Here is a 19,501-nt window from a genome sequence, read left to right as displayed (position 1 = left end):
AATGGGCTTATTACAAAAGGGTAAATGGGTTGACCAGTGGTACGACACCGGCAATAGCGGTGGTGAGTTTCGCCGTCAGGACAGTCGCTTCAGAAGTTGGCTGACACCCGATGGCAACGCCGGCCCAAACGGGGAGCCCGGCTTCAAGGCAGAGAAAGGCCGCTACCATTTGTATGTGTCACTGGCTTGCCCCTGGGCACACCGCGCACTGATTTTTCGCCAAATAAAGCAGTTGCAGGATTATATTGATGTCACCGTGGTCGACCCGGTGATGCTTGAAAATGGCTGGGAAATGAACGACCCACTTTACGGTCTGGACTTTCTGTATCAACTGTATTTAAAGGCGGATTCCAGCTATGAGGGCCGCGTTACCGTGCCGGTCTTGTGGGACAAGCAAACACAGACCATCGTCAGCAATGAGTCCTCAGAGATTATCCGTATGCTCAATACGGCGTTTAATGCTTTAACGGGCAACACCATAGATTACTACCCTGATACGTTACACGAGCGGATCAATGCCCTGAATGACCGTGTCTACGACACCATCAACAATGGCGTCTATCGAGCCGGTTTCGCCACCACCCAAGAGGCCTATGAAAAGGCTTACCATAGCCTGTTCGATTCGTTGGACTGGGTCGAGGGTTTGTTAGACCGGCAGCGTTATCTGGGGGGCGGCCAGTTGACGGAAGCCGATTGGCGTTTGTTTACCACCTTGATTCGTTTCGATGCCGTGTATTTTGGTCACTTTAAAACCAACCGTCAGTTACTGGCCGATTATCCAGCCATCAGTGGTTATGTGCGCGAGCTATATCAGATACCTGGGGTGTCTGACACCGTCAGCTTTGAGCATATCAAAACCCATTATTATGCGAGCCATTTGATGATTAACCCCACGGGAATTATCCCCGTGGGTCCAGCACAGGATTTTACCGCCGCCCATGGCCGAGAAGGGATTGGGGAAAACTCATGAGAGAATTACTTCAAGTAATAACAGCCCGCCCTGCCCAGGACGGTGACGGGGTCAAAATTCATCGACTTGCGGGTCAGCGCCTGCATCAGGCACTGAATCCTTTTTTGATGATTGATGAAATCAACTCTGACGATGCTGCCGACTATATTGGCGGATTTCCTGAACACCCGCACCGCGGTTTTGAAACCATTACTTACATGAAGGCCGGGCGCATGCGCCACCGCGACCACATGGGCAATGAGGGCATTATCAGCGCCGGTGATGTGCAATGGATGACAGCGGGCGCAGGCGTGCTTCACTCGGAAATGCCTGAGCAAGAGCACGGTCTGTTGCACGGCTTTCAAATCTGGCTGAATTTGCCCGGCACTGAAAAAATGAAGCCCGCAGCTTATCAGGAAATTGCTAGCGCGGATGTTTCCGAGCAGCCGCTATCTAACGGCGGGATCGCTCGCGTTATCGCAGGTTCCGTAACAATCAATCGACAATTGCAGCAAGGCCCAGGCCCGCTGCCAGAGAGTTCAACCCAACCTATTTTTGTCGATGTGCACCTGGCTGGCAATGAAACCGTTGAATTGTCTTTCAATGCCGATAACCCTGCGCTGGTGTATGTCTATCAAGGTGCGACAGATTTGATCGACGCGCGGCAACTGGGCATCTACGCCAAAGGCAACACATTGCAACTGCATGCCTGCGCCTCAGGCGCAGGCATGTTAGTACTCAGCGGCTGCCCTATTGAAGAGCCCGTGGTGCAATACGGACCTTTTGTGATGAACACGCCCGAAGAAATTGAACGGGCATTGAAGGACTTTAGCAACCCGCAATTTCTAAACCGGTTAACGTCCGGTTGTAAAAGTCGGTAACTCGAGTCAATACCGACTCAAACTTCCAAGTTAACCGCCAGAAACGAAAAATCCCGCCAGGCTAAGGCCGGGCGGGGTTTCCAGAACAGCAACAGAACAATCAGCTAAGCAACTTGATCATGACGCCAGCTGCTACCGCCGAACCGATAACACCGGCCACGTTCGGGCCCATGGCGTGCATCAGCAGGAAGTTTTGCGGGTTGGCTTCCAGGCCCACCTTGTTGGATACCCGCGCTGCCATCGGCACCGCCGATACGCCAGCAGAACCAATCAATGGATTGATGGGATCCTTAGTGAACTTGTTCATCAACTTCGCCATCAACACGCCGGCTGCTGTGCCCACACCGAAGGCAACAATTCCCAGTGCCAGAATACCCAGAGTCTGGCCATCCAGAAATTTTTCAGCCATTAGCTTGGAACCAACGGATAGCCCCAGAAAAATGGTCACAATGTTGATCAACGCGTTCTGTGCCGTGTCGCTCAAACGCTCCACAACACCACATTCCCGCATCAGGTTACCAAAGCAAAACATACCCAGCAGCGGAGCTGCATCTGGCAAGAACAGAACCACCGCAATCAACACAACCAGCGGGAACACGATTTTCTCGCGCTTACCCACCGGGCGCAGCTGGGACATCTTGATCGCACGTTCTTTTTTCGTGGTCAGCGCCTTCATAATGGGTGGCTGAATCAGCGGAACCAGTGCCATGTAAGCGTAGGCCGAAACCGCAATCGCACCCAACAGGTGCGGAGCCAGTACGCTAGACACGTATATAGACGTTGGGCCATCGGCACCGCCGATAATACCAATCGCCGCCGCTTCCAGAATGGTGAAGTCCAGAATGCCCATCCAGTCCAGCAGTGCCGCACCCAGAACCGTACCGAAAATACCGAACTGCGCTGCCGCACCCAGCAATAGAGTTTTCGGGTTGGCCAGCAACGGACCAAAATCGGTCATTGCACCCACGCCCATGAAAATCAACAGAGGCCCAACGGTACTGCCGATAATCACCAGGTAGAAGTTGTGCAACATGCCGTTGCCATAACCGAAGTCAGAGGCCAGGTTATTGGCCATAGCTACTTCTGCCGAGCTACCGGTGTGGTAAGCCGATTTGAACGCACCCAGTACGTCCGGCGTTATCGCCTGACCTGCCTGGTAGGCCACATCCAGAGCGCCAGCCAACGCGGCTAGCACTTCCGGTTTAGCAACATGTATGGCATTTTCCGCCGCCGACAGGGCCAGCCCTGCCTCCGGAATGTTCGCCAGAATACCGCCAAAACCAATCGGCACCAGCAGCAGTGGCTCGAAGCCCTTACGGATCGCAAGGTACAGAAGACCCAGGCAAACCACGATCATGATCGCTTGCCCGATTTCAATGTTGAACAGGCCACTGCCTGTCCATAACGTCATTAATTTATCCATGGAATGCTGGCCCTTATGCGATTGTCAGCATTTCATCATCAACAGCGACGGCATCACCGACCTTGATGAAGACTTCACCGACGGTACCGGCTTTCGGTGCGCGGATCTCGGTTTCCATTTTCATGGCTTCCAGAATGATCAGCACATCGTTTTCTTCCACGGCATCGCCGGGAGAAACCAGAACCTTGAAGATGTTACCGCCCAAAGGCGCATTAACCGGATCACCGCCGGCAACCGGTTCCGGTGCGGCGGCCGCAGGTGCCGAAGCAGCTCCGCCTTCTGCCTGAATCTGGCTGAGTTCACCTCCTTCAGACACCGCTACCACGTATTTTTTACCGTTCACTTCAACGGTATAGGTTTCGGGGCCAGAGGCCTTTTTCGCCGGCGCTACGTCATCCGCCGACGGAATCGGCTCGAACGCATCCGGATTGTTGCGGTTTTCAAGGAATTTCAAGCCAATCTGCGGGAACAGGGCGTAGGTCAGTACATCGTCGATGACATTGTCAGCCAGTTTGATGCTCTTCTCTTGCGCCAGCTTTTTCAGCTCGTCCGTCAGTTTGTCTATTTCCGGCTCTAGCAAATCCGCCGGGCGACAGGTAATGGCTTGTTTGCCATCAAGCACTTTTTCCTGCAGCTCTTTATTGAACGGCGCAGGCGCGGAACCGTATTCACCTTTGAGAATTGCGGCGGTTTCCTTGGAAATAGACTTGTAGCGCTCGCCGGTCAGTATGTTCAGTACCGCCTGGGTGCCCACAATCTGCGAGGTAGGCGTTACCAGAGCGATATAACCCAGGTCTTCGCGTACTTTCGGAATTTCGGCCAGCACCTGATCAAACTTGTCCGCGGCGTTCTGCTCTTTAAGCTGGGCTTCCATGTTGGTCAGCATGCCGCCAGGCACCTGAGCAATCAGGATGCGGGAGTCTACACCTCTTAGACTGCCCTCAAATTTGGCGTACTTCTTCCGCACTTCGCGGAAATAACCGGCAATTTCTTCCAGTAGCACCAGATCCAAACCCGTATCACGATCCGTACCTTCCAGTATCGCCACCACCGCTTCGGTCGGCGAATGCCCGTAAGTCATGCTCATAGAGGAAATTGCGGTGTCTACGTTATCAATACCGGCTTCAGCGGCCTTAAGTGCGGTCGCAGTCGACATGCCGGTGGTGGCATGGCACTGCATATGAATCGGTACGCTCAGCTCTTTTTTCAGGCGGGTGACCAGTTCAAACGCCACATAGGGTTTGAGCAGGCCGGCCATGTCTTTAATGGCAATGGATTGAGCGCCCATGTCTTCAATTTCTTTAGCCAGTTCAACCCACATATCAATGGTGTGAATATGGCTGGTGGTGTAGGAAATGGTGCCCTGGGCGTGTTTGCCGGTTTTACGCACGGCCTTGATGGCCGTAGCCAAGTTGCGGGGGTCATTCATCGCATCAAAAATGCGGAATACGTCCACGCCGTTTTCAGCGGCACGATCAACAAACCGCTCTACCACGTCATCCGCATAGTGGCGGTAGCCCAGAAGGTTCTGGCCACGCAACAACATCTGTTGGGGCGTGTTGGGCATGACTTTCTTCAATTCACGAATACGCTCCCACGGGTCTTCGCCCAGGTAACGGATACAGGAATCAAAAGTGGCTCCACCCCAGGATTCCAGCGACCAGAAACCGACTTTATCGAGTTTCTCGGCGATTGGCAGCATATCGTCAAGCCGCATGCGGGTGGCCAGCAATGACTGGTGGGCGTCACGCAGTACAACGTCCGTAATCCCCAGCGGTTTTTTAATGTCTGTCATCGTGTCAGCCTTCTATTTAAAGGTTTTAAATCGCTTACCGGGTCACTTTTTGTGACGCGACCGGAATTGAGCAACCGCCTGTTTGATCGCCTCTGCGACGTCGGGATCAACCGACGGTTTCGCCTTGGGCTTGGCGCGAGACGTTCTGGCCGGAGTTGCGGGCTCGGGCGCGGTAAACCGGTTCAGCAGCTTAGACATGATCAGCGTTGCGAATACCAGCACGATCAGAAACGCAAATACAAATCCCATACCCGCAATCATCAAATCAATAGCTTGGGTCATCAGCTCATTCATAACGAATAGCTACCTGTCTTGGTTAGTGACTTTTTCCCGGGAATCCGTACCGACAAGCCATAGATTCGGCGCTTTATTCAATGAAACCGGGATGCAAAATCCTGCGTAATTTACCGGTTTAATGAGTGATCAGCAACCAGAATACAAATGGCTATACGGACTTTCCAAGTATTTTTGGGTATTTTTCCACCCATTCTCCCGCCGAACATCCCACACTTAAGCCAATCTAGACTAATCGTGCCCGCAGCTTGCGACCTTTTACCTTGCCGCGCTCCAACTGTTCCAACGCACGTCCAGCGTGGCGGCTTTCCACCGCTACAAAACACTGAAATTCAAACACATTTATTTTACCAACGGCGCTACCAGGCAAGCCGCCGTCGCCGGTCAGAGCGCCCATCACATCACCTGGGCGCAATTTTTCTTTGCGGCCTGAGGCTATGCACAGGGTTTTCATCAGCGGCTTCATCGGTTTTGGCACGGTGGCCAGTAATGGCTCACTATCGCCCCAAGTGACCGATGCACCGCGTTCGCTTTCAAGGCGATTGATTTTGTGGCCCTGAGACGGGTTGCAAAGCGTAACGGCCAGCCCCTGCTCACCGGCGCGACCGGTGCGACCGATGCGGTGTGTGTGTATTTCTGGATCACCTGCCGGTTCGGCGTTCACAACCAATGGCAATGACTTAATATCCAGCCCACGGGCCGCCACGTCGGTGGCCACCAATACCTGGCAACTTTGATTGGCAAAACGTACCAGCACGCTGTCGCGGTCGCGCTGCTCCAGATCACCGTGCAATGCCAGCGCCGAAAAGCCCTGCTGGGACAGCTCGGCCGCCAGCTCGTCACACTGATGTTTCATAGCACAGAACACCAGGCAGGATGTAGGTTGATGCTGCGACAGCAGAGCCACGATGGCGCGGGTACGCTGATTGCCAGAAATTTCGTAGAACACCTCGGCAATATCACTGTTCATCTTCTCGGTTTGCGCCCGCACATCCACCGGCTCACGCTGAAAACCGGCGCTGAGTTTGCGAATCGATTCAGGCCAAGTGGCTGAAAACAGCAGAGTCTGGCGCTGTGCAGGCGCGTGTGAAAGAATGTTTTCCACGGTTTCCTGAAACCCCATATCCAACATGCGATCGGCTTCGTCCAGCACCACGGTGCACACCCGATCCAGTTTCAGCGTGCCTTTTTGCAGATGATCGGCTATTCGCCCTGGTGTACCCACAACTATATGAGCGCCATGGGCCAGCGAGCCGATCTGAGGGCCAATCGACACACCACCGCACAGGGTGAGTATTTTTATATTGTCGCGGGCACGGGCCAGTTCCCGCAAAGCCTTGGCGACCTGATCAGCCAATTCCCGAGTGGGGCACAGCACCAGGCTTTGTACCGAGAACTGCTTGGGTTTCACATGCTCAATCAGACCAATACCAAAGGCTGCGGTTTTGCCGCTGCCGGTGTGCGCCAGGGCGATAACGTCCTGGCCCGCCAGACAATGGGGTAAGGCCCGCGCCTGAATATCGGTGGGTTCGGTAAAACCCAGGCGCTCAAGATTGGCCTGCATGGCGGCAGACAGTTCAAGGTCTTTAAAGGAAGGCATACAAGAAAATCCCGGAATCAGCAGTTGCTGGTTAAGAAGGTAAACGCGAGGGCGTATACTGCGGCTGGTGGAATAATAACAGAGTTTCCTATCAATTAACGGAGTTACCCCATGGCGTCCCTGCAGGACCAGTTACTGAAAGCCGGCCTGGCCGACAAAAAAAAGGCCACAGCTATTCGTAATGAAAAGCACAAACAGCGCAAACAGCAGCCCAAGGGCACGGTGCAGGTAAATGAAGCCGAGCAGCGAGTACAGCAGGCGCGAGAAGAAAAAACCGAGCACGACCGTCAATTGAACCAGAAACGCCAGGCCGAAGCCCAGAAAAAAGCCATACAGGCCCAGATTCGCCAGTTAGTGGGGACAAACCGGCTGAATCGCAGCCATGGCGAAACGTCTTACCAGTTTGTTCATGACAAAAAAATCAAGAAAATGTATGTGGACGACATGATGGCTGACCAGCTGGCCCGCGGCCGTCTGGCAATCATCTGCGTCGGTGGCGATTACGAGATTGTCGCCGAAGGCGTAGCACGCAAAATCCAGGAACGGGACGCCCAGGCCGTTGTGGTCTTGCACGAGCGTACGAAAGACGACCTAGGCGACGACGATCCTTACGCCGGCTATGAGATCCCGGACGATCTTATGTGGTAACACCTCACCTTAAAAGACCCACTGAATTTTTCTATTTAACAATGCATCAAAGGAGCGTGTTAAAAAAACTCAAGAAGCCCTTTTCACGCCTCTGGGCCTCATACAAGGCCACCGGACGGAACTGCAGCTGGCTGCCCGGCTGGCGCTGAGCCAGCGCATCCAAGCTGCCGGGCGTTACGGCCCCCAGTTTGGGGTAGCCACCAATGGTTTGCCGGTCGTTTAGCAAAATGATGGGCAAACCATTGGCCGGCACCTGAACTGCACCCAGGCTGATGCCTTCGGAAATCAGACGTTCGCCAAACACCTCTAGCGCCGGGCCGTTTAACCTTGCGCCCATGCGATCGCTTTGCGGGCTCAAAGTGTAAGGCTGAGTGAAGAAGCACTCCAGAGAACTGGCGGGAAAACGCTCTACCTGCGCCCCCATAATCACATCCAGAATGAGCGCCTCGCGGTAATCGGGTATCCAGCCGGCAGGCACCTGGCGCTGTAACGGCGGGGTTTGGGTCTGGGATTCACAAGGCAGCAGATCGCCGGCTTTTAACGGTTGTCCATCGCGATGCAGGCCTCCGGTTTTCTCCCGGTGCAACGTAGCGCAGCTGTTGCCCAAACCTGCGGCAACGCTAAAACCACCGGCAACGGCCAGATAACTGCGAAGCCCGGCACAGGGCGCACTCAATGCCACCCTGTCCCCGGCTTTCAGCGACAGCGTGGCCCACAACGGCTGCGATGCTCCGTTCACCGTGACCGTCACCTTTGCTCCGGTAATGGCAATACGGGTGTTCAGCTGGCTGACAAACTCCACTTGGCCAAAGGTGATCTCTACGGCTGCCGCCCCAAAGCGGTTGCCCAACAGATAGTTTGCCCACGCCCAAGCGTGGCGATCCATGGGGCCGCCCGTGGCCAGCCCCAAGTGCATCACTCCGCGGCGCCCGGCGTCTTGAATCAGGCTCAGGAAACCGGGTTTTTCAATCAACAAACCGAGCTTGGAGTGAGTCACAACTTTCCCCCCTGCTTTTCAGCAGGCGCGCCTTGCTGTATTTCCAAACCCGGCTCCATGCCCCAGGGCAAATCGTCAAGGCGACCGCCAAGCTTAAGGTATTCGTCTTGTGCTATCGGGCGGAAGCGCACTGTTTGGCCGGCTTCCAGCAGGCTGGGCTGTGCGCGGGACTGATCAAACAGGGCCAAAGGAGTACGGCCAATCAGATTCCAACCGCCAGGCGACACTATAGGATAAAGCGCGGTTTGGGTGTCGGCAATACCCAGCGTACCCGCCGGCACTTTTGCCCGCGGGTTGGCAAGCCGAGGCACACTTAACTCTTCGGCCACCTCGCCCAGGTAGGCAAAACCCGGGGCAAAGCCAATGGCGAATACCTGGTAAAGGCGCTCGCTGTGGCGGCGAATAACCTCTTCCACGCTGAAACCTGCACGCTGCGCCAAGCGTTTCAGATCCGGCCCGACGCTGGGGTGATAAAACACTGGAACTTCAATAATCTCTGATTCAGCATCAACGTCTTCGGCAACATCGGGCAGCTGGTTCAGCACTTCACTCACCTGCCCCATCAAACTGGCCAGATCGTCCTGCAACACATCATAACGCAAAAGCAGAGTGGTGTAAGACGGCACCGCATCCAGCAGCCGCGCGCCCAGGCTTGCTTTTAAAGCGATTGCCGCACGGTGAATCGGGGTAACCAGAGCTGCGTCGATACGCTGACCAAAATGCAGGGTAACGGTATCTATTCCGCTGATGTCATAGCGCCAATGCATCACCCAGCTCCCTGAACGCGTCACGAATGGCCCGCACAGCTGCCACAGACTCCGGGTTGTCACCGTGCACGCACAGCGTGTCCGCTTCCAGATGCAAGGCTTTGCCTTCTGTCGACTGAATGCTCTGACCACGGGCAAAAGCCAGTGCCTGCTGCACAATTATGCTGGAATCGTGGTGCACGGAACCCGTCTGACTGCGCGAAACCAAATACCCGGCGCTGTCATAGGCGCGATCGGCGAAGGCTTCCAGCAGCAAAGCTACGCCGTATTCCGCGCATAACTGTTTCAGTCGCTGGTTGTCCGCTGTGGTCATGGCCATCAACGCCAAGGTTTGCGGCGATTTCGCCAGCGCCTCGAGGATTGCTCGCAGTATCACCTCGTCGCGCATCATGTCGTTATATAGCGCGCCGTGGGGCTTTACATAGCTCACCCGGCCACCCTGAGAAGCGGCTATCTGCGCCAGCGCACCCACCTGATACAACACCATGGCGTGAATTTCGTCTGCTGAGCAGACCATAGACCGGCGACCAAACCCTTGAAGATCCGGATACGCCGGATGGGCCCCCAGGGTGACCCCGTGTTCCAACGCCAGGCGCACCGTATTGAACATCACTCGCGGGTCGCCGGCGTGAAACCCGCAAGCGATGTTGGCCTGGTCAATAAACGGCATGACCTGATCATCCAGACCCATGGTCCAGGCGCCGTAGCTTTCACCGATATCGCAATTCAATAGCATGTGAGCCTCCGGGCTTATGACTGTAATGAATTCTGGCTGTGCGAATTGTTGCTGTAGCAAGTATTGGTTGTAATAAATGGCGACAAGCGCGGGCGCAAAATCATCCCAAACCCACCCTCAACACAAACAATTTATAGATAAATTACCTGCATTACAAAGTGAATTTACGTATATTATTTTGATAAATAGTTTGACACATCATCAACCCATAGCTAATTTTAGCTCACGAGGCGCATCAAGGCGGCTTTTTCGCCGCACTTTACGACTCACTGAAAACAACAACATCTGCTGACGGCTCCGGCGTCAGCTCCGGGAGGCAAAACCTATGAAAAACCCCATACAAACCGTTCACTTACCCGTTAAAAAAGGCTTCAGCCTAAAGCGTGTTAGTGCCACCCTGACAGCCGCCATGCTCGGCTTTATGGTAAGCGGAGCGCAGGCCACCGAATGGGACATGCCCACGCCCTATGGCGATTCCAACTTCCACACCGCGAACATCCGTCAGTTTGCTGACGATGTGCGCGACGCCACTAACGGCGATCTGAACATTACAGTGCACAGCAGTGGCTCGCTTATCAAACACCCGGAAATCAAGAACTCCGTGCGCCGCGGGCTGGTGCCCATTGGCGAGTTGATCATGTCGCGCCTGGCCAACGAAGATCCGCTGTTTGAAGTCGACTCGGTGCCGTATCTGGCCAGTGATTACGATCAGGCCTGGAAGTTATGGCTGGCCTCTAAAGACGTCCTGGCAGAGCGCCTGGAAAGTCAGCGTTTGAAGCTGCTGTTCGCAGTGCCCTGGCCACCCCAAGGTATTTATACCCAGTTCGCAGTTGAAAGCGGTGAAGAACTCAAAGGCGTGAAAATGCGCGCCTACAACAAATCCAGCGAGCAGCTGGCCGATTTGTTGGGAGCCATCCCCACCCAGGTAGAAGTGCCGGACATTCCCACCGCCTTTGGCACCGGCCGTGTTGACGCCATGATTACGTCGCCGTCGACCGGGGCCAACACCCGCGCCTGGGATTATCTCAGCCACTTTAACCACGCCCAACTGTGGCTGCCGAAGAACATGGTTGTAGTGAACGCCAAGGCCTTCCGCAGTTTGCCTGAAGCGACCCAAAAAGCGCTGGAAGACGCAGCAGCAGTGGCTGAGAAGCGCGGATGGGACGCCAGCAAAGAAGAAACCGACGCCAAAATCAAAATCATGCGAGATAACGGCATTGTCGTGTCGGAGCCCTCTGCGCAACTGGTAAAACGCCTACAGAAAATTGGCGAAACCATGACCGAAGAATGGCTCGAGCGCGCCGGCAGCGATGGCCAAGCTCTTCTGGACGCTTACCACCAGCGTTGATGCCAAGCCCATAGTGGAGCACGGGCGCCTCGTGCCTCCACGTATTCATTCATGCCAGCCCTGCAATGCAGGCATAACAGAGGAACATCACTATGCGCAGGGCTCTGGACGCATTCTATCGGTTGGGGGGTGCCCTTTCCGCGATCAACCTGACATTAATCATGGTCATGATTGTTGCCCAGGTACTCAGCCGGGTACTTGATGAATTACTGACCTGGTTGGGTTTCAGCCCTTTGGGACTGAACGTGCCAGGGCTGGCTGAACTGGCGGCGTTTATGCTTCTGGGCGCTACGTTTTTTGGCCTGGCCTACACCTTCTGGCAGGGCGGGCACATTCGCGTGACTCTGCTGTTACAACGCCTGCCCCACTCTGCCCACCGCATTATGGACATCCTGGCTCTGCTATCAGCCGCTGCCATTACTGCCTTTGCAGCCTGGCACAGCGCTTGGCTGACGTGGGACAGCTACGATTTCGGCGACCTATCCATCGGCATGGTACCGGTGCCGCTGTGGATTCCGCAGGCGGCGATGGTCATGGGTCTGCTGTGGTTATTGGTCGCCCTGTTAGACGCTCTTGTGTCGTTGCTCAGCGGCCGTATAACCCAACTTCACGACGAAGCACCTCAGGAGTAAGCCCGTGGAAATGATCTGGATGAGCCTACTGCTTCTGGTGCTGCTGCTGGCATTGCTGGGCGCGGGTTTATGGGTGGCGTTTTCGTTAACGGCCATCGGTTGTATTTCGCTGTATTTCTTCAGCAACGTCCCGGTGGGCGACAGCCTGTCGACCGCTTTTTACAGCGCCAGCGTGTCTTGGGAACTGGCCGCGTTACCGATGTTTATCTGGATGGGTGAAGTGTTGTTCCGCTCACGCTTGTCTGAAGAAATGTTCAGCGGCATTTCTCCGTGGGTGGGCAAAGTTCCGGGAAAATTACTGCACACCAACATTCTGGGTTGTGGCATTTTCGCGGCGATATCGGGCTCGTCCGCCGCTACAGCAGCCACCATCGGCAAAATGTCGATACCGGAACTCACTCGCCGCGGCTATAACAAAAACCAGATACTGGGCACTCTGGCCGGTTCTGCCACCCTGGGGCTGTTAATTCCACCCTCGATTATTCTGATTGTTTACGGTGTGGCCACCGAGCAGTCCATTGCGCGCCTGTTCGTAGCGGGTATTCTGCCCGGCCTTATGCTGATGCTGCTGTTTGGCGGCTATGTCATGATCTGGTCGCTGCTGAACCCGGAGGGCATCCCGACCGGCGAAGCGGAACACCTGTCTTTTCGCGCCAAACTGCGTCGCAGCCGCCCGCTAATTCCGGTGATGCTGCTGATAATTGGTGTGATCGGCTCTATCTATGGTGGCCTGGCCTCGCCCACCGAGTCCGCTGCCGTTGGCGTAGCGCTGGCTCACTTTTTGTCGTGGAAAGGCGGTTCCATGAGCCGTGATACCTTTACCAGCGGGCTGATGGGTACGGTAAAAACGTCGTCCATGATTGCCTTTATACTGATGGGCGCCCACTTTCTGACCACCTCAATGGCCTTCACCGGTATCCCTCGTGAACTGGCTACCTGGATCAACACCCTTAACCTTTCGCCCAATATGTTACTGCTGGCGCTGACCCTGTTCTTCATTCTGCTGGGCTGCTTTCTGGATGGCATTTCCGTAGTGGTACTGACTACCTCGGTGATTCTGCCGATGGTGCAGGCCGCTGGCATTGACCCGCTCTGGTTCGGTATCTACCTGGTGATTGTGGTGGAAATGAGCCAGATAACGCCCCCGGTTGGCTTTAATCTGTTCGTGATTCAAGGCCTGACCGGGGAAAATATTCTGCGGATTGCCTGGGCCGCTTTGCCCTATTTCCTGCTGATTCTGAGCGCAGTGGTACTAATAACGCTGTTCCCTGCCATCGTCACGTATCTGCCCAGCCAAATGGGCAGATAAGGCAACACTCAGCGCTAACCCATCATGATTTTTAACAACGGTGATATCACGTTATGAAAACAAAAAATTCAGCGAACGGCTCTGGCGAGAGCGCAAAGGCACGGCGCAATGTTGGGCCCATCGTGTCCTCTGCCCACCTGGCCTCGGGCCGCGCCATGGAGCTTTCGGAGTTGGAATTTGGCCTGATTGTGGCCGGCAATGCCTTTAATCGCTGGATGGTGCGCTGTATGAACGCAGCCGGGCTGCAGGAGTTAAGCCAACTGGACGTGCTGGTGCTGCACAGCGTGAACCATCGAGATCGCGCTAAAAAATCCGCCGACATCTGCTTGGTGCTGAATGTGGAAGACAGCCACACCGTCACCTACTCCCTGAAAAAACTGCTGAAACACGGCGTAGTGGCTTCCGAAAGGCGAGGTAAGGAAACCTACTATTCGGTGACTGAAAAAGGTGAAGATGTATGCAAACGCTACGCTGAAATCCGTGAAAACTGCCTGGTGGATTCATTGCGAACACTGGGATTTGCCAACAGCGATCTGGGCGAAGTGGCTAGTTTTTTGCGTGGTATTTCCGGCCTATACGATCAGGCCGCGCGCTCGGCGGCCTCGCTGTAAAAGCCGGCAGAGAGGCAGGGTAAAAATGTTCACTCTTTGAATTCGGCTTTGTCCAGACCGTGTTTTTTCATCTTGTCGTACAGGGTTTTGCGCGCAATGCCGAGTTCAACCATGGTGCCTTTAATGCTGCCATGGCAGGCATTCAAAGCACTGATTAAGGCCAGGCGTTCAAAGCCGTCCATCAGTTCCGCCAGTGTGCGGCGGCCATTCACGTTGGTATCTTGAGCCGTGTCGGTCTCGTCCAGAGCTGCCGGGCCAAGCAACACATAGCGTTCGGCCAGGTTGCGCAGCTCACGCACGTTGCCGGGCCAGTCGTGGTGCGTCAGTTTAGTTGCCTGGCCCGCGTTCAACGGGATGCTCTCGCGGTCATAGCGGGCCGCTGCAATCAGCACAAAGTGGTGAAACAGCGTGGGAATGTCTTCCTTGCGCTCGCGCAGTGGCGGGATATCCACTTTCACCACATTCAGGCGGTAGTAAAGATCTGCACGAAACACACCCTCGTCACTGAGGGTTTTCAGATTGGATTTGGTGGCGGCAATAATGCGTACGTCCACCTGCTGTACCTGATTGCTACCCAGACGCTCAACTTTCTGCTCTTCAAGCACCCGCAGCAGTTTAATCTGCAGCGACATGGGCATGCTTTCCACTTCATCCAGAAACAGCGTGCCCTGGTGGGCGTGCTCTATTTTGCCAATACGGCGTTTGTCCGCACCGGTAAACGCCCCCGCTTCGTGACCGAACAACTCACTTTCAATCAGATTTTCCGGCACAGCACCGCAGTTAATCGCAACAAAATTATGACTGCTGCGCCGACTGTTTTCGTGAATGTAGCGCGCCATTGCATCTTTGCCCGAACCGGTTTCGCCATACAGCAGAATGTTCGCAGAAATATCCAGAATCGGATCAATGGTGGCCATCACTTTTTGCATAGTGGCCGAACCACCCAGAATTCGCGGGCCGGGTTTTGCTAGCTGCTTTAACTGAGCCTTCAGGCGCCGGTTTTCCAACGCCAGCTGGCGCTTTTCCAAAGCGTGGCGCAGCAATTCCACCAGTTCCTCCTGGTTAAACGGCTTTTCGATGAAGTCATAGGCGCCCTGCTGCATGGCACTCACCGCTGTGCTGATATCACCCTGCCCGGTTAGAAGGATGACCGGAATGGTGTCGTCGAGCTGCTGCAAGCGGCTGAGCAGCTGCAGGCCATCCATATTGGGCATGTTGTAATCGCACAGAACAACACCGCTATAGTCGCGACCAATTTGCGCTAGCGCATCGGTAGCATTGTCAAAACAGGTGACCGCCAGATCATCCAGAGTCAGGGCCTGGGCAATGGCTTTACGTATATCCGGCTCATCGTCCACAAAGATTACGTCAATTTGGCTCATACCTGGGTGTCCCGCTTTTTCAGTGTAAATTCAAATTCCGCGCCTGCGCCATCGCTGCGATTGCGGCCGCACAAACGGCCGCCAAGCGCATCCACAATCTGGCGCGAGATGGATAGCCCCAAGCCAAGGCCCTGCTTAACCGGTTTCGTGGTGTAAAACGGTTCGAACAGCTGCTCGGTATTGGCCGGCAGGCCCCGCCCATTGTCGCGCACCCGGCACAGCCAATAGCCCTGATGCCCCGTCACGTCTATGGTGATCACCGGCTGCGCGCAACCTTCCAGCGCATGCACGGCGTTGGCCAGAAGGTTCACCAGTACCTGCTCGATGCGGATTTGATCACCATGGCACCAGGTCGGCTGTGCTGGCCGTAGCCATTGAATGTCAATATCCCCGCTGTTTTTCTGGGCCGCGATGATCTTCACAGAGGCGTCCACCGCCGGGCGTAAATCGACAATGCTGGGCGGCCCTTCGGATTTGCGCGCGAACACTTTAAACTGGCGAGTCAGCTCAGCCATTTTGTCGCACAGCAGCACGATCTCTGCCAGGTTAGCGTCTACCATATCGCTGGCGCCTTTTTGCAGAAAACGCCGACTGTTGCGAGCGTAGGTCTGAATCGCCGTCAGCGGCTGGCTCATTTCATGGTTCAGGCCCGCAGACATCTGACCCAAAACCGCAAGCTTTGCCGCCTGTATCAGCTCCTGCTGGGTTTCCCGCAGGTCGGTCTGGGCTTGCTCACGCTGCTGGATTTCTTCAACCAACATCTGATTAGAGCGTTCAAGATCTGCGGTGCGCTCAGCAACGTTCAGCTCCAACTGTTCGCCGCGCAAGGCCAATTCGGCCTCGCGGCGATAGCGTTCACGCAAGTACAGCCAGGTCAGCAACACCCCAAAGTAAAGCGCCGTGCCTCCAAGCACAAAACCCAGGCGCGTCCAGATAACCGACCGGGTGCTCACCATTATCTGCAGCGTCCAGTCCATTCGTGGCAAAGGTGTGCGAACACTGAGGTATTCATGACTTCCGCCATTTTCACGAATACGAACGGTGCCGGACGGACCCGACAGGCCCCAGGGCTTATCCAGATAATCCAGCTGAACCGGTTCCAGATCCCGCTCCGGATAGCGTAGGCGTGAGGCCTCACCGGGTGCGGGGTTATCGCTGCCAGTAAAGTCACGGTAAAGCCAGCGGGGCTGGCTGGACAAAAAACTCACTCCGGCGGCGTCCAGCACCAGCATTTCGGCTTCACGCCTTGAGGCCGGCCGTATCCATTGCGATTCCAGTTCATGCACCAGCACCTTTACCGCCACAACTCCCAGCACCTGGCCGCGTTCGTCATGAACCGGGTGGGAAAAGTACAGGCCGCGTACACCAGAGGTGGAACCCAAGGCAAAATAAATGGCAGAACCGTTTCTTTTAATCGCTTCGTAAAAATATGGCCGAAAACTGAAGTTACGACCGACAAAGCTGCCGGCCTGCTGGTAATTATTGGCCGCGATGGTCAAGCCAGACATATCCATCAGGTATACATCTGAGCTGCCCACAATGGTGGCCATTCGTTGCATTTCTTCATTGGCCTGCAGAATAACATCCGTGTTGTCTGGTGCGTTCAACGCAGTCGCCAGCAGCGGATGTTCGGCCATCAATTCAGGAATGGGAAGGTAACTACTGAGCTCATTAGCCACTAACTGGCGGTAACGGAAAGACTCCACCAGGCTTTCCTGTTCAACCTGACGGTACCCTACCCAGCCGCCCAGAACCCAGGCCGTCGCAAGCACCACCACAAACACCAGCACAGCGCCAAAACGGAAAAACATACACCGGCCTCTGAAACACCATTAAAAGCACCGTTAAAAACCCCCAAAGCTAGTGCCGGGCCCGGCACAGAACAACACCGTTTATAGGTTATTCTGCACCGAACCCGGCGCCGGCGCTCAGGCTACTGCCAGGCGTTCACGGCGCTGACGCTGAATGATATAAGCTGCGACCGCCATACCGATACCCGTCAGATCCGTTATCCACCCGCCCTCAATCATCAGCAAGGCTGCGGTAATCAGCAGTATGCGGGTTACCCAAGACGCTGACACGTCAGCGAACCAACCCAGTACGCCGCCTGACAGGATATAAACTCCAAACAGCGCAGTGACCAGCGAACGGGCAATTTCAAACCATTCGGCGTTCATCAACAAAGCGCCATTATAGAAGAACATAAATGGAACAATGAAGGCGGCAATACCGATACGGAACGAGGCCACCGAGGTTTCCATAGCGTTGGCCCCAGAAATACCGGCGGCTGCGTAAGATGCCAACGCCACCGGAGGCGTAATCGCGGAAACCACGGCAAAGTAGAACACGAAGAAGTGCGCTGTCAGAGGCTCGATGCCTAGCTGCACCAGCCCCGGAGCGACCACCGACGCGGCCACCGCATAAGCGGCCGTAGTGGGCATCCCCATGCCCAGCAAAATGGAAATGAACATGGCAAAAACCAGTGCCAGTAATTGGCTGGTTGCGGCCACGTCCAGCAGCAACACCGAGAATCGTGCGCCCACGCCGGTCAGCGAAATAACGCCCACAATCACGCCAGCTGCGGCACACACCACAATAATCTGGATGGCCATGTAAGACGCCATTTCCAATGCGCGCAGAATCAGGCCTATGCCCATCTTATTCGGCGAAAACCAGCTCACCACCGCAGCGGAAATAGTGGCCAGGGTGCCGGCACGAATCACCGAATAGCCCATAAATAACGCCACAATCAGAATAATAATCGGCACGAACAGGTAGACCTGTTTAATCAGCTTGCGAAGTTTCGGCAACTCATCTTCGCGCATGCCACGCATACCGGTTTTGGCGGCTTCAAAATCCACCATGAAGTACACCGAAGCAAAATACAGGATCGATGGAATAATCGCAGCAATCGCAATTTCGGTGTAAGGAATGCCGGTAATTTCCGCCATGATAAAGGCGCCTGCGCCCATGATCGGTGGCATGATCTGGCCACCGGTAGACGCAGCCGCTTCCACCGCACCGGCGGATTTCTTGCTGTAGCCGACTTTTTTCATTAACGGTATGGTCAACGAACCGGTGGACACAACGTTACCGGCACTGGTGCCGTTGATCATACCCATCAGGCCAGAAGCAAAAATGGACACCTTGGCGGGGCCCCCGCGGGAACGGCCAGCGATGGAAAAAGCAAAGTTCACAAAATAATCACCCACTTTCGAGGCCTGAAGAAAGGCCGCGAAAATGATGAACAGAATAATGTAGGTAGACGACACAGCCGTGGTGGGCCCGAGAATACCGGCATCGGTATACACCTGGCTGAAAAAGCGCTGAACCGACAAACCAGGATAGCCCAGAAAGCCCGGCAGATAGGGCCCGGCAAATACATACACCAGAAACACCAGGCCGATAATAACCAAAGCCAGGCCAGCCATACGGCGAGTCAGTTCCATTATCAGCGCAACACCGGCAACCGCAGCAAAGGAGATACCAATCGGTGCAAAGGATGTGCCCGTCGCCATCCGCATAGAGGTGTTATATGCCATTAGAAAGTAAGCAGCTACCGCAATTGAACACACTACCAGCACCAGGTCCGGCAGACTGAAGCGCGAGCGTTCACGCTGGTGGAACCAGCTCATGATAATCGTCACGCCCGTTACAGCGAGCAGTGGCCAGCCAAAGTGCCAGGTTTCCAGGTTAACGGGAATGCGCAATGCGCCGTCTTGCACCATTTGCCAAAACGTGAACACCTGATAGCAAACATAAAGCGCTGGCAGCATGGCGACAGCGCTTACCCAGGTGGTCCAGCGATGGCGGGCGCCGCCCTCTTCCGCGGACACAAAACGGGCACCGGCAAACAGTATGAAACCCAATATCAGGGCACCAGCGATGTGCACAATCCGGAAAGACCAGGTTTCCAAAGGCGCAATATTCAGGGCATAAAGATGAAACGACGAGTAACCAATGGCCAACAGCGTCACAAACTTCAGCAGGTTACCTTCAAACAGGCGGCGATTGTTTTCTATGGGTTCTTCGTCCACATCATGGGCAAGCACATGATCTGGGCTTTCATCAATGTCAGAGAAGTTTTTGGGTTTTTGTTCGAGGGTCATGGGATATCCTGCCAGCGGGC

The 19,501-nt window shown here is 55.0% G+C and carries 17 protein-coding genes; 7 read left to right on the top strand and 10 right to left on the bottom strand.

Features of this window, described 5'->3' with window-relative positions; genetic code table 11:
- Position 1 precedes the first annotated feature (1 nt).
- Positions 2 to 970 (top strand): glutathione S-transferase family protein, encoded by a 969-nt coding sequence (locus ATG98_RS15680; RefSeq protein WP_098418053.1) that lies wholly within the window; start codon positions 2 to 4, stop codon positions 968 to 970.
- Positions 967 to 1,830, top strand: a complete 864-nt coding sequence (locus ATG98_RS15675; RefSeq protein WP_098418052.1) for a pirin family protein — start codon at positions 967 to 969, stop codon at positions 1,828 to 1,830. The genes ATG98_RS15680 and ATG98_RS15675 overlap by 4 nt, the downstream gene beginning before the upstream one ends.
- Before the next feature lie 100 nt (positions 1,831 to 1,930).
- Here ATG98_RS15675 and ATG98_RS15670 read toward each other — a convergent pair whose 3' ends face one another.
- The 4 genes from ATG98_RS15670 to dbpA form a co-directional block, all read right to left on the bottom strand.
- Positions 1,931 to 3,253 carry a sodium ion-translocating decarboxylase subunit beta gene (locus ATG98_RS15670; RefSeq protein ID WP_098418051.1) on the bottom strand — a complete coding sequence of 441 codons (1,323 nt, stop codon included), beginning with the start codon at positions 3,251 to 3,253 and terminating at the stop codon, positions 1,931 to 1,933.
- A 13-nt stretch (positions 3,254 to 3,266) separates the two neighbouring features.
- Entirely contained in the window at positions 3,267 to 5,048 is a 1,782-nt protein-coding gene (oadA, locus tag ATG98_RS15665; RefSeq protein WP_098418050.1) for a sodium-extruding oxaloacetate decarboxylase subunit alpha, read from the bottom strand.
- Positions 5,049 to 5,090: 42 nt separating this feature from the next.
- Positions 5,091 to 5,342 carry an OadG family protein gene (locus tag ATG98_RS15660; protein ID WP_098418049.1) on the bottom strand — a complete coding sequence of 84 codons (252 nt, stop codon included), beginning with the start codon at positions 5,340 to 5,342 and terminating at the stop codon, positions 5,091 to 5,093.
- A 226-nt stretch (positions 5,343 to 5,568) separates the two neighbouring features.
- The gene (dbpA, locus tag ATG98_RS15655; RefSeq protein ID WP_098423787.1) at positions 5,569 to 6,942 is read right to left on the bottom strand and encodes an ATP-dependent RNA helicase DbpA; all 1,374 of its coding nucleotides are present in this window, start codon (positions 6,940 to 6,942) and stop codon (positions 5,569 to 5,571) included.
- A 111-nt stretch (positions 6,943 to 7,053) separates the two neighbouring features.
- Here dbpA and ATG98_RS15650 point away from each other — a divergent pair, with 111 nt between their 5' ends.
- Positions 7,054 to 7,590, top strand: a complete 537-nt coding sequence (locus ATG98_RS15650) for a DUF2058 domain-containing protein (protein WP_098418047.1) — start codon at positions 7,054 to 7,056, stop codon at positions 7,588 to 7,590.
- 46 nt (positions 7,591 to 7,636) lie between these two features.
- Here ATG98_RS15650 and ATG98_RS15645 read toward each other — a convergent pair whose 3' ends face one another.
- From ATG98_RS15645 to ATG98_RS15635, 3 genes are read right to left on the bottom strand one after another with little or no spacing between them, the layout of a single operon-like run.
- Complete coding sequence (locus ATG98_RS15645; RefSeq protein WP_098418046.1) at positions 7,637 to 8,587, bottom strand: biotin-dependent carboxyltransferase family protein; 951 nt, start codon at positions 8,585 to 8,587, stop codon at positions 7,637 to 7,639.
- Positions 8,584 to 9,354 (bottom strand): 5-oxoprolinase subunit PxpB, encoded by a 771-nt coding sequence (gene pxpB / locus ATG98_RS15640; protein WP_098418045.1) that lies wholly within the window; start codon positions 9,352 to 9,354, stop codon positions 8,584 to 8,586. Before pxpB ends, ATG98_RS15645 begins: the two co-directional genes overlap by 4 nt.
- A complete protein-coding gene (locus tag ATG98_RS15635) occupies positions 9,338 to 10,090 on the bottom strand; it encodes a 5-oxoprolinase subunit PxpA (protein ID WP_098418044.1) in 753 nt (250 codons plus the stop codon). Before ATG98_RS15635 ends, pxpB begins: the two co-directional genes overlap by 17 nt.
- Positions 10,091 to 10,415: 325 nt before the next feature.
- Between ATG98_RS15635 and ATG98_RS15630 the strand changes: the two genes are divergently transcribed.
- From ATG98_RS15630 to ATG98_RS15615, 4 genes are all read left to right on the top strand, one after another.
- Positions 10,416 to 11,438, top strand: coding sequence for a TRAP transporter substrate-binding protein (locus ATG98_RS15630; protein WP_098418043.1), 1,023 nt, complete (start codon positions 10,416 to 10,418; stop codon positions 11,436 to 11,438).
- 92 nt (positions 11,439 to 11,530) lie between these two features.
- Complete coding sequence (locus ATG98_RS15625) at positions 11,531 to 12,070, top strand: TRAP transporter small permease (protein ID WP_098418042.1); 540 nt, start codon at positions 11,531 to 11,533, stop codon at positions 12,068 to 12,070.
- 4 nt (positions 12,071 to 12,074) lie between these two features.
- Entirely contained in the window at positions 12,075 to 13,379 is a 1,305-nt protein-coding gene (locus tag ATG98_RS15620) for a TRAP transporter large permease (protein ID WP_098423786.1), read from the top strand.
- A 53-nt stretch (positions 13,380 to 13,432) separates the two neighbouring features.
- Positions 13,433 to 13,990 (top strand): winged helix DNA-binding protein, encoded by a 558-nt coding sequence (locus tag ATG98_RS15615; RefSeq protein ID WP_098423785.1) that lies wholly within the window; start codon positions 13,433 to 13,435, stop codon positions 13,988 to 13,990.
- A 29-nt stretch (positions 13,991 to 14,019) separates the two neighbouring features.
- Here the strand turns inward: ATG98_RS15615 and ATG98_RS15610 are convergent, their stop codons facing one another.
- The 3 genes from ATG98_RS15610 to ATG98_RS15600 all read right to left on the bottom strand — a co-directional run bounded on the left by ATG98_RS15610 (position 14,020) and on the right by ATG98_RS15600 (position 19,481).
- Positions 14,020 to 15,372: a sigma-54-dependent transcriptional regulator gene (locus ATG98_RS15610; RefSeq protein WP_098423784.1), complete on the bottom strand. Its 1,353-nt coding sequence runs from the start codon at positions 15,370 to 15,372 to the stop codon at positions 14,020 to 14,022.
- Complete coding sequence (locus ATG98_RS15605; RefSeq protein ID WP_098423783.1) at positions 15,369 to 17,183, bottom strand: sensor histidine kinase; 1,815 nt, start codon at positions 17,181 to 17,183, stop codon at positions 15,369 to 15,371. The genes ATG98_RS15610 and ATG98_RS15605 overlap by 4 nt, the downstream gene beginning before the upstream one ends.
- A 117-nt stretch (positions 17,184 to 17,300) precedes the next feature.
- On the bottom strand, positions 17,301 to 19,481 hold the full coding sequence (locus ATG98_RS15600; RefSeq protein ID WP_098423782.1) for a TRAP transporter permease: 2,181 nt from the start codon (positions 19,479 to 19,481) through the stop codon (positions 17,301 to 17,303).
- Between the last annotated feature and the right edge of the window lie 20 nt (positions 19,482 to 19,501).

Source organism: Marinobacter sp. LV10R520-4, assembly GCF_002563815.1.
Taxonomy (GTDB): Bacteria; Pseudomonadota; Gammaproteobacteria; order Pseudomonadales; family Oleiphilaceae; genus Marinobacter.
The sequence above is the reverse complement of the archived record's forward strand: the minus strand, read 5'-3'. Positions and strand labels throughout refer to the sequence as shown.

Bases quoted from the DNA above. Each gene is read 5' to 3' on its own strand.
- ATG98_RS15680 (WP_098418053.1), top strand. From the start codon at position 2: ATGGGCTTATTACAAAAGGGTAAATGGGTTGACCAGTGGTACGACACC.
- ATG98_RS15675 (WP_098418052.1), top strand. From the start codon at position 967: ATGAGAGAATTACTTCAAGTAATAACAGCCCGCCCTGCCCAGGACGGT.
- ATG98_RS15670 (WP_098418051.1), bottom strand. From the start codon at position 3,253: ATGGATAAATTAATGACGTTATGGACAGGCAGTGGCCTGTTCAACATT.
- oadA (WP_098418050.1), bottom strand. From the start codon at position 5,048: ATGACAGACATTAAAAAACCGCTGGGGATTACGGACGTTGTACTGCGT.
- ATG98_RS15660 (WP_098418049.1), bottom strand. From the start codon at position 5,342: ATGAATGAGCTGATGACCCAAGCTATTGATTTGATGATTGCGGGTATG.
- dbpA (WP_098423787.1), bottom strand. From the start codon at position 6,942: ATGCCTTCCTTTAAAGACCTTGAACTGTCTGCCGCCATGCAGGCCAAT.
- ATG98_RS15650 (WP_098418047.1), top strand. From the start codon at position 7,054: ATGGCGTCCCTGCAGGACCAGTTACTGAAAGCCGGCCTGGCCGACAAA.
- pxpB (WP_098418045.1), bottom strand. From the start codon at position 9,354: ATGCATTGGCGCTATGACATCAGCGGAATAGATACCGTTACCCTGCAT.
- ATG98_RS15635 (WP_098418044.1), bottom strand. From the start codon at position 10,090: ATGCTATTGAATTGCGATATCGGTGAAAGCTACGGCGCCTGGACCATG.
- ATG98_RS15630 (WP_098418043.1), top strand. From the start codon at position 10,416: ATGAAAAACCCCATACAAACCGTTCACTTACCCGTTAAAAAAGGCTTC.
- ATG98_RS15625 (WP_098418042.1), top strand. From the start codon at position 11,531: ATGCGCAGGGCTCTGGACGCATTCTATCGGTTGGGGGGTGCCCTTTCC.
- ATG98_RS15615 (WP_098423785.1), top strand. From the start codon at position 13,433: ATGAAAACAAAAAATTCAGCGAACGGCTCTGGCGAGAGCGCAAAGGCA.
- ATG98_RS15610 (WP_098423784.1), bottom strand. From the start codon at position 15,372: ATGAGCCAAATTGACGTAATCTTTGTGGACGATGAGCCGGATATACGT.
- ATG98_RS15605 (WP_098423783.1), bottom strand. From the start codon at position 17,183: ATGTTTTTCCGTTTTGGCGCTGTGCTGGTGTTTGTGGTGGTGCTTGCG.
- ATG98_RS15600 (WP_098423782.1), bottom strand. From the start codon at position 19,481: ATGACCCTCGAACAAAAACCCAAAAACTTCTCTGACATTGATGAAAGC.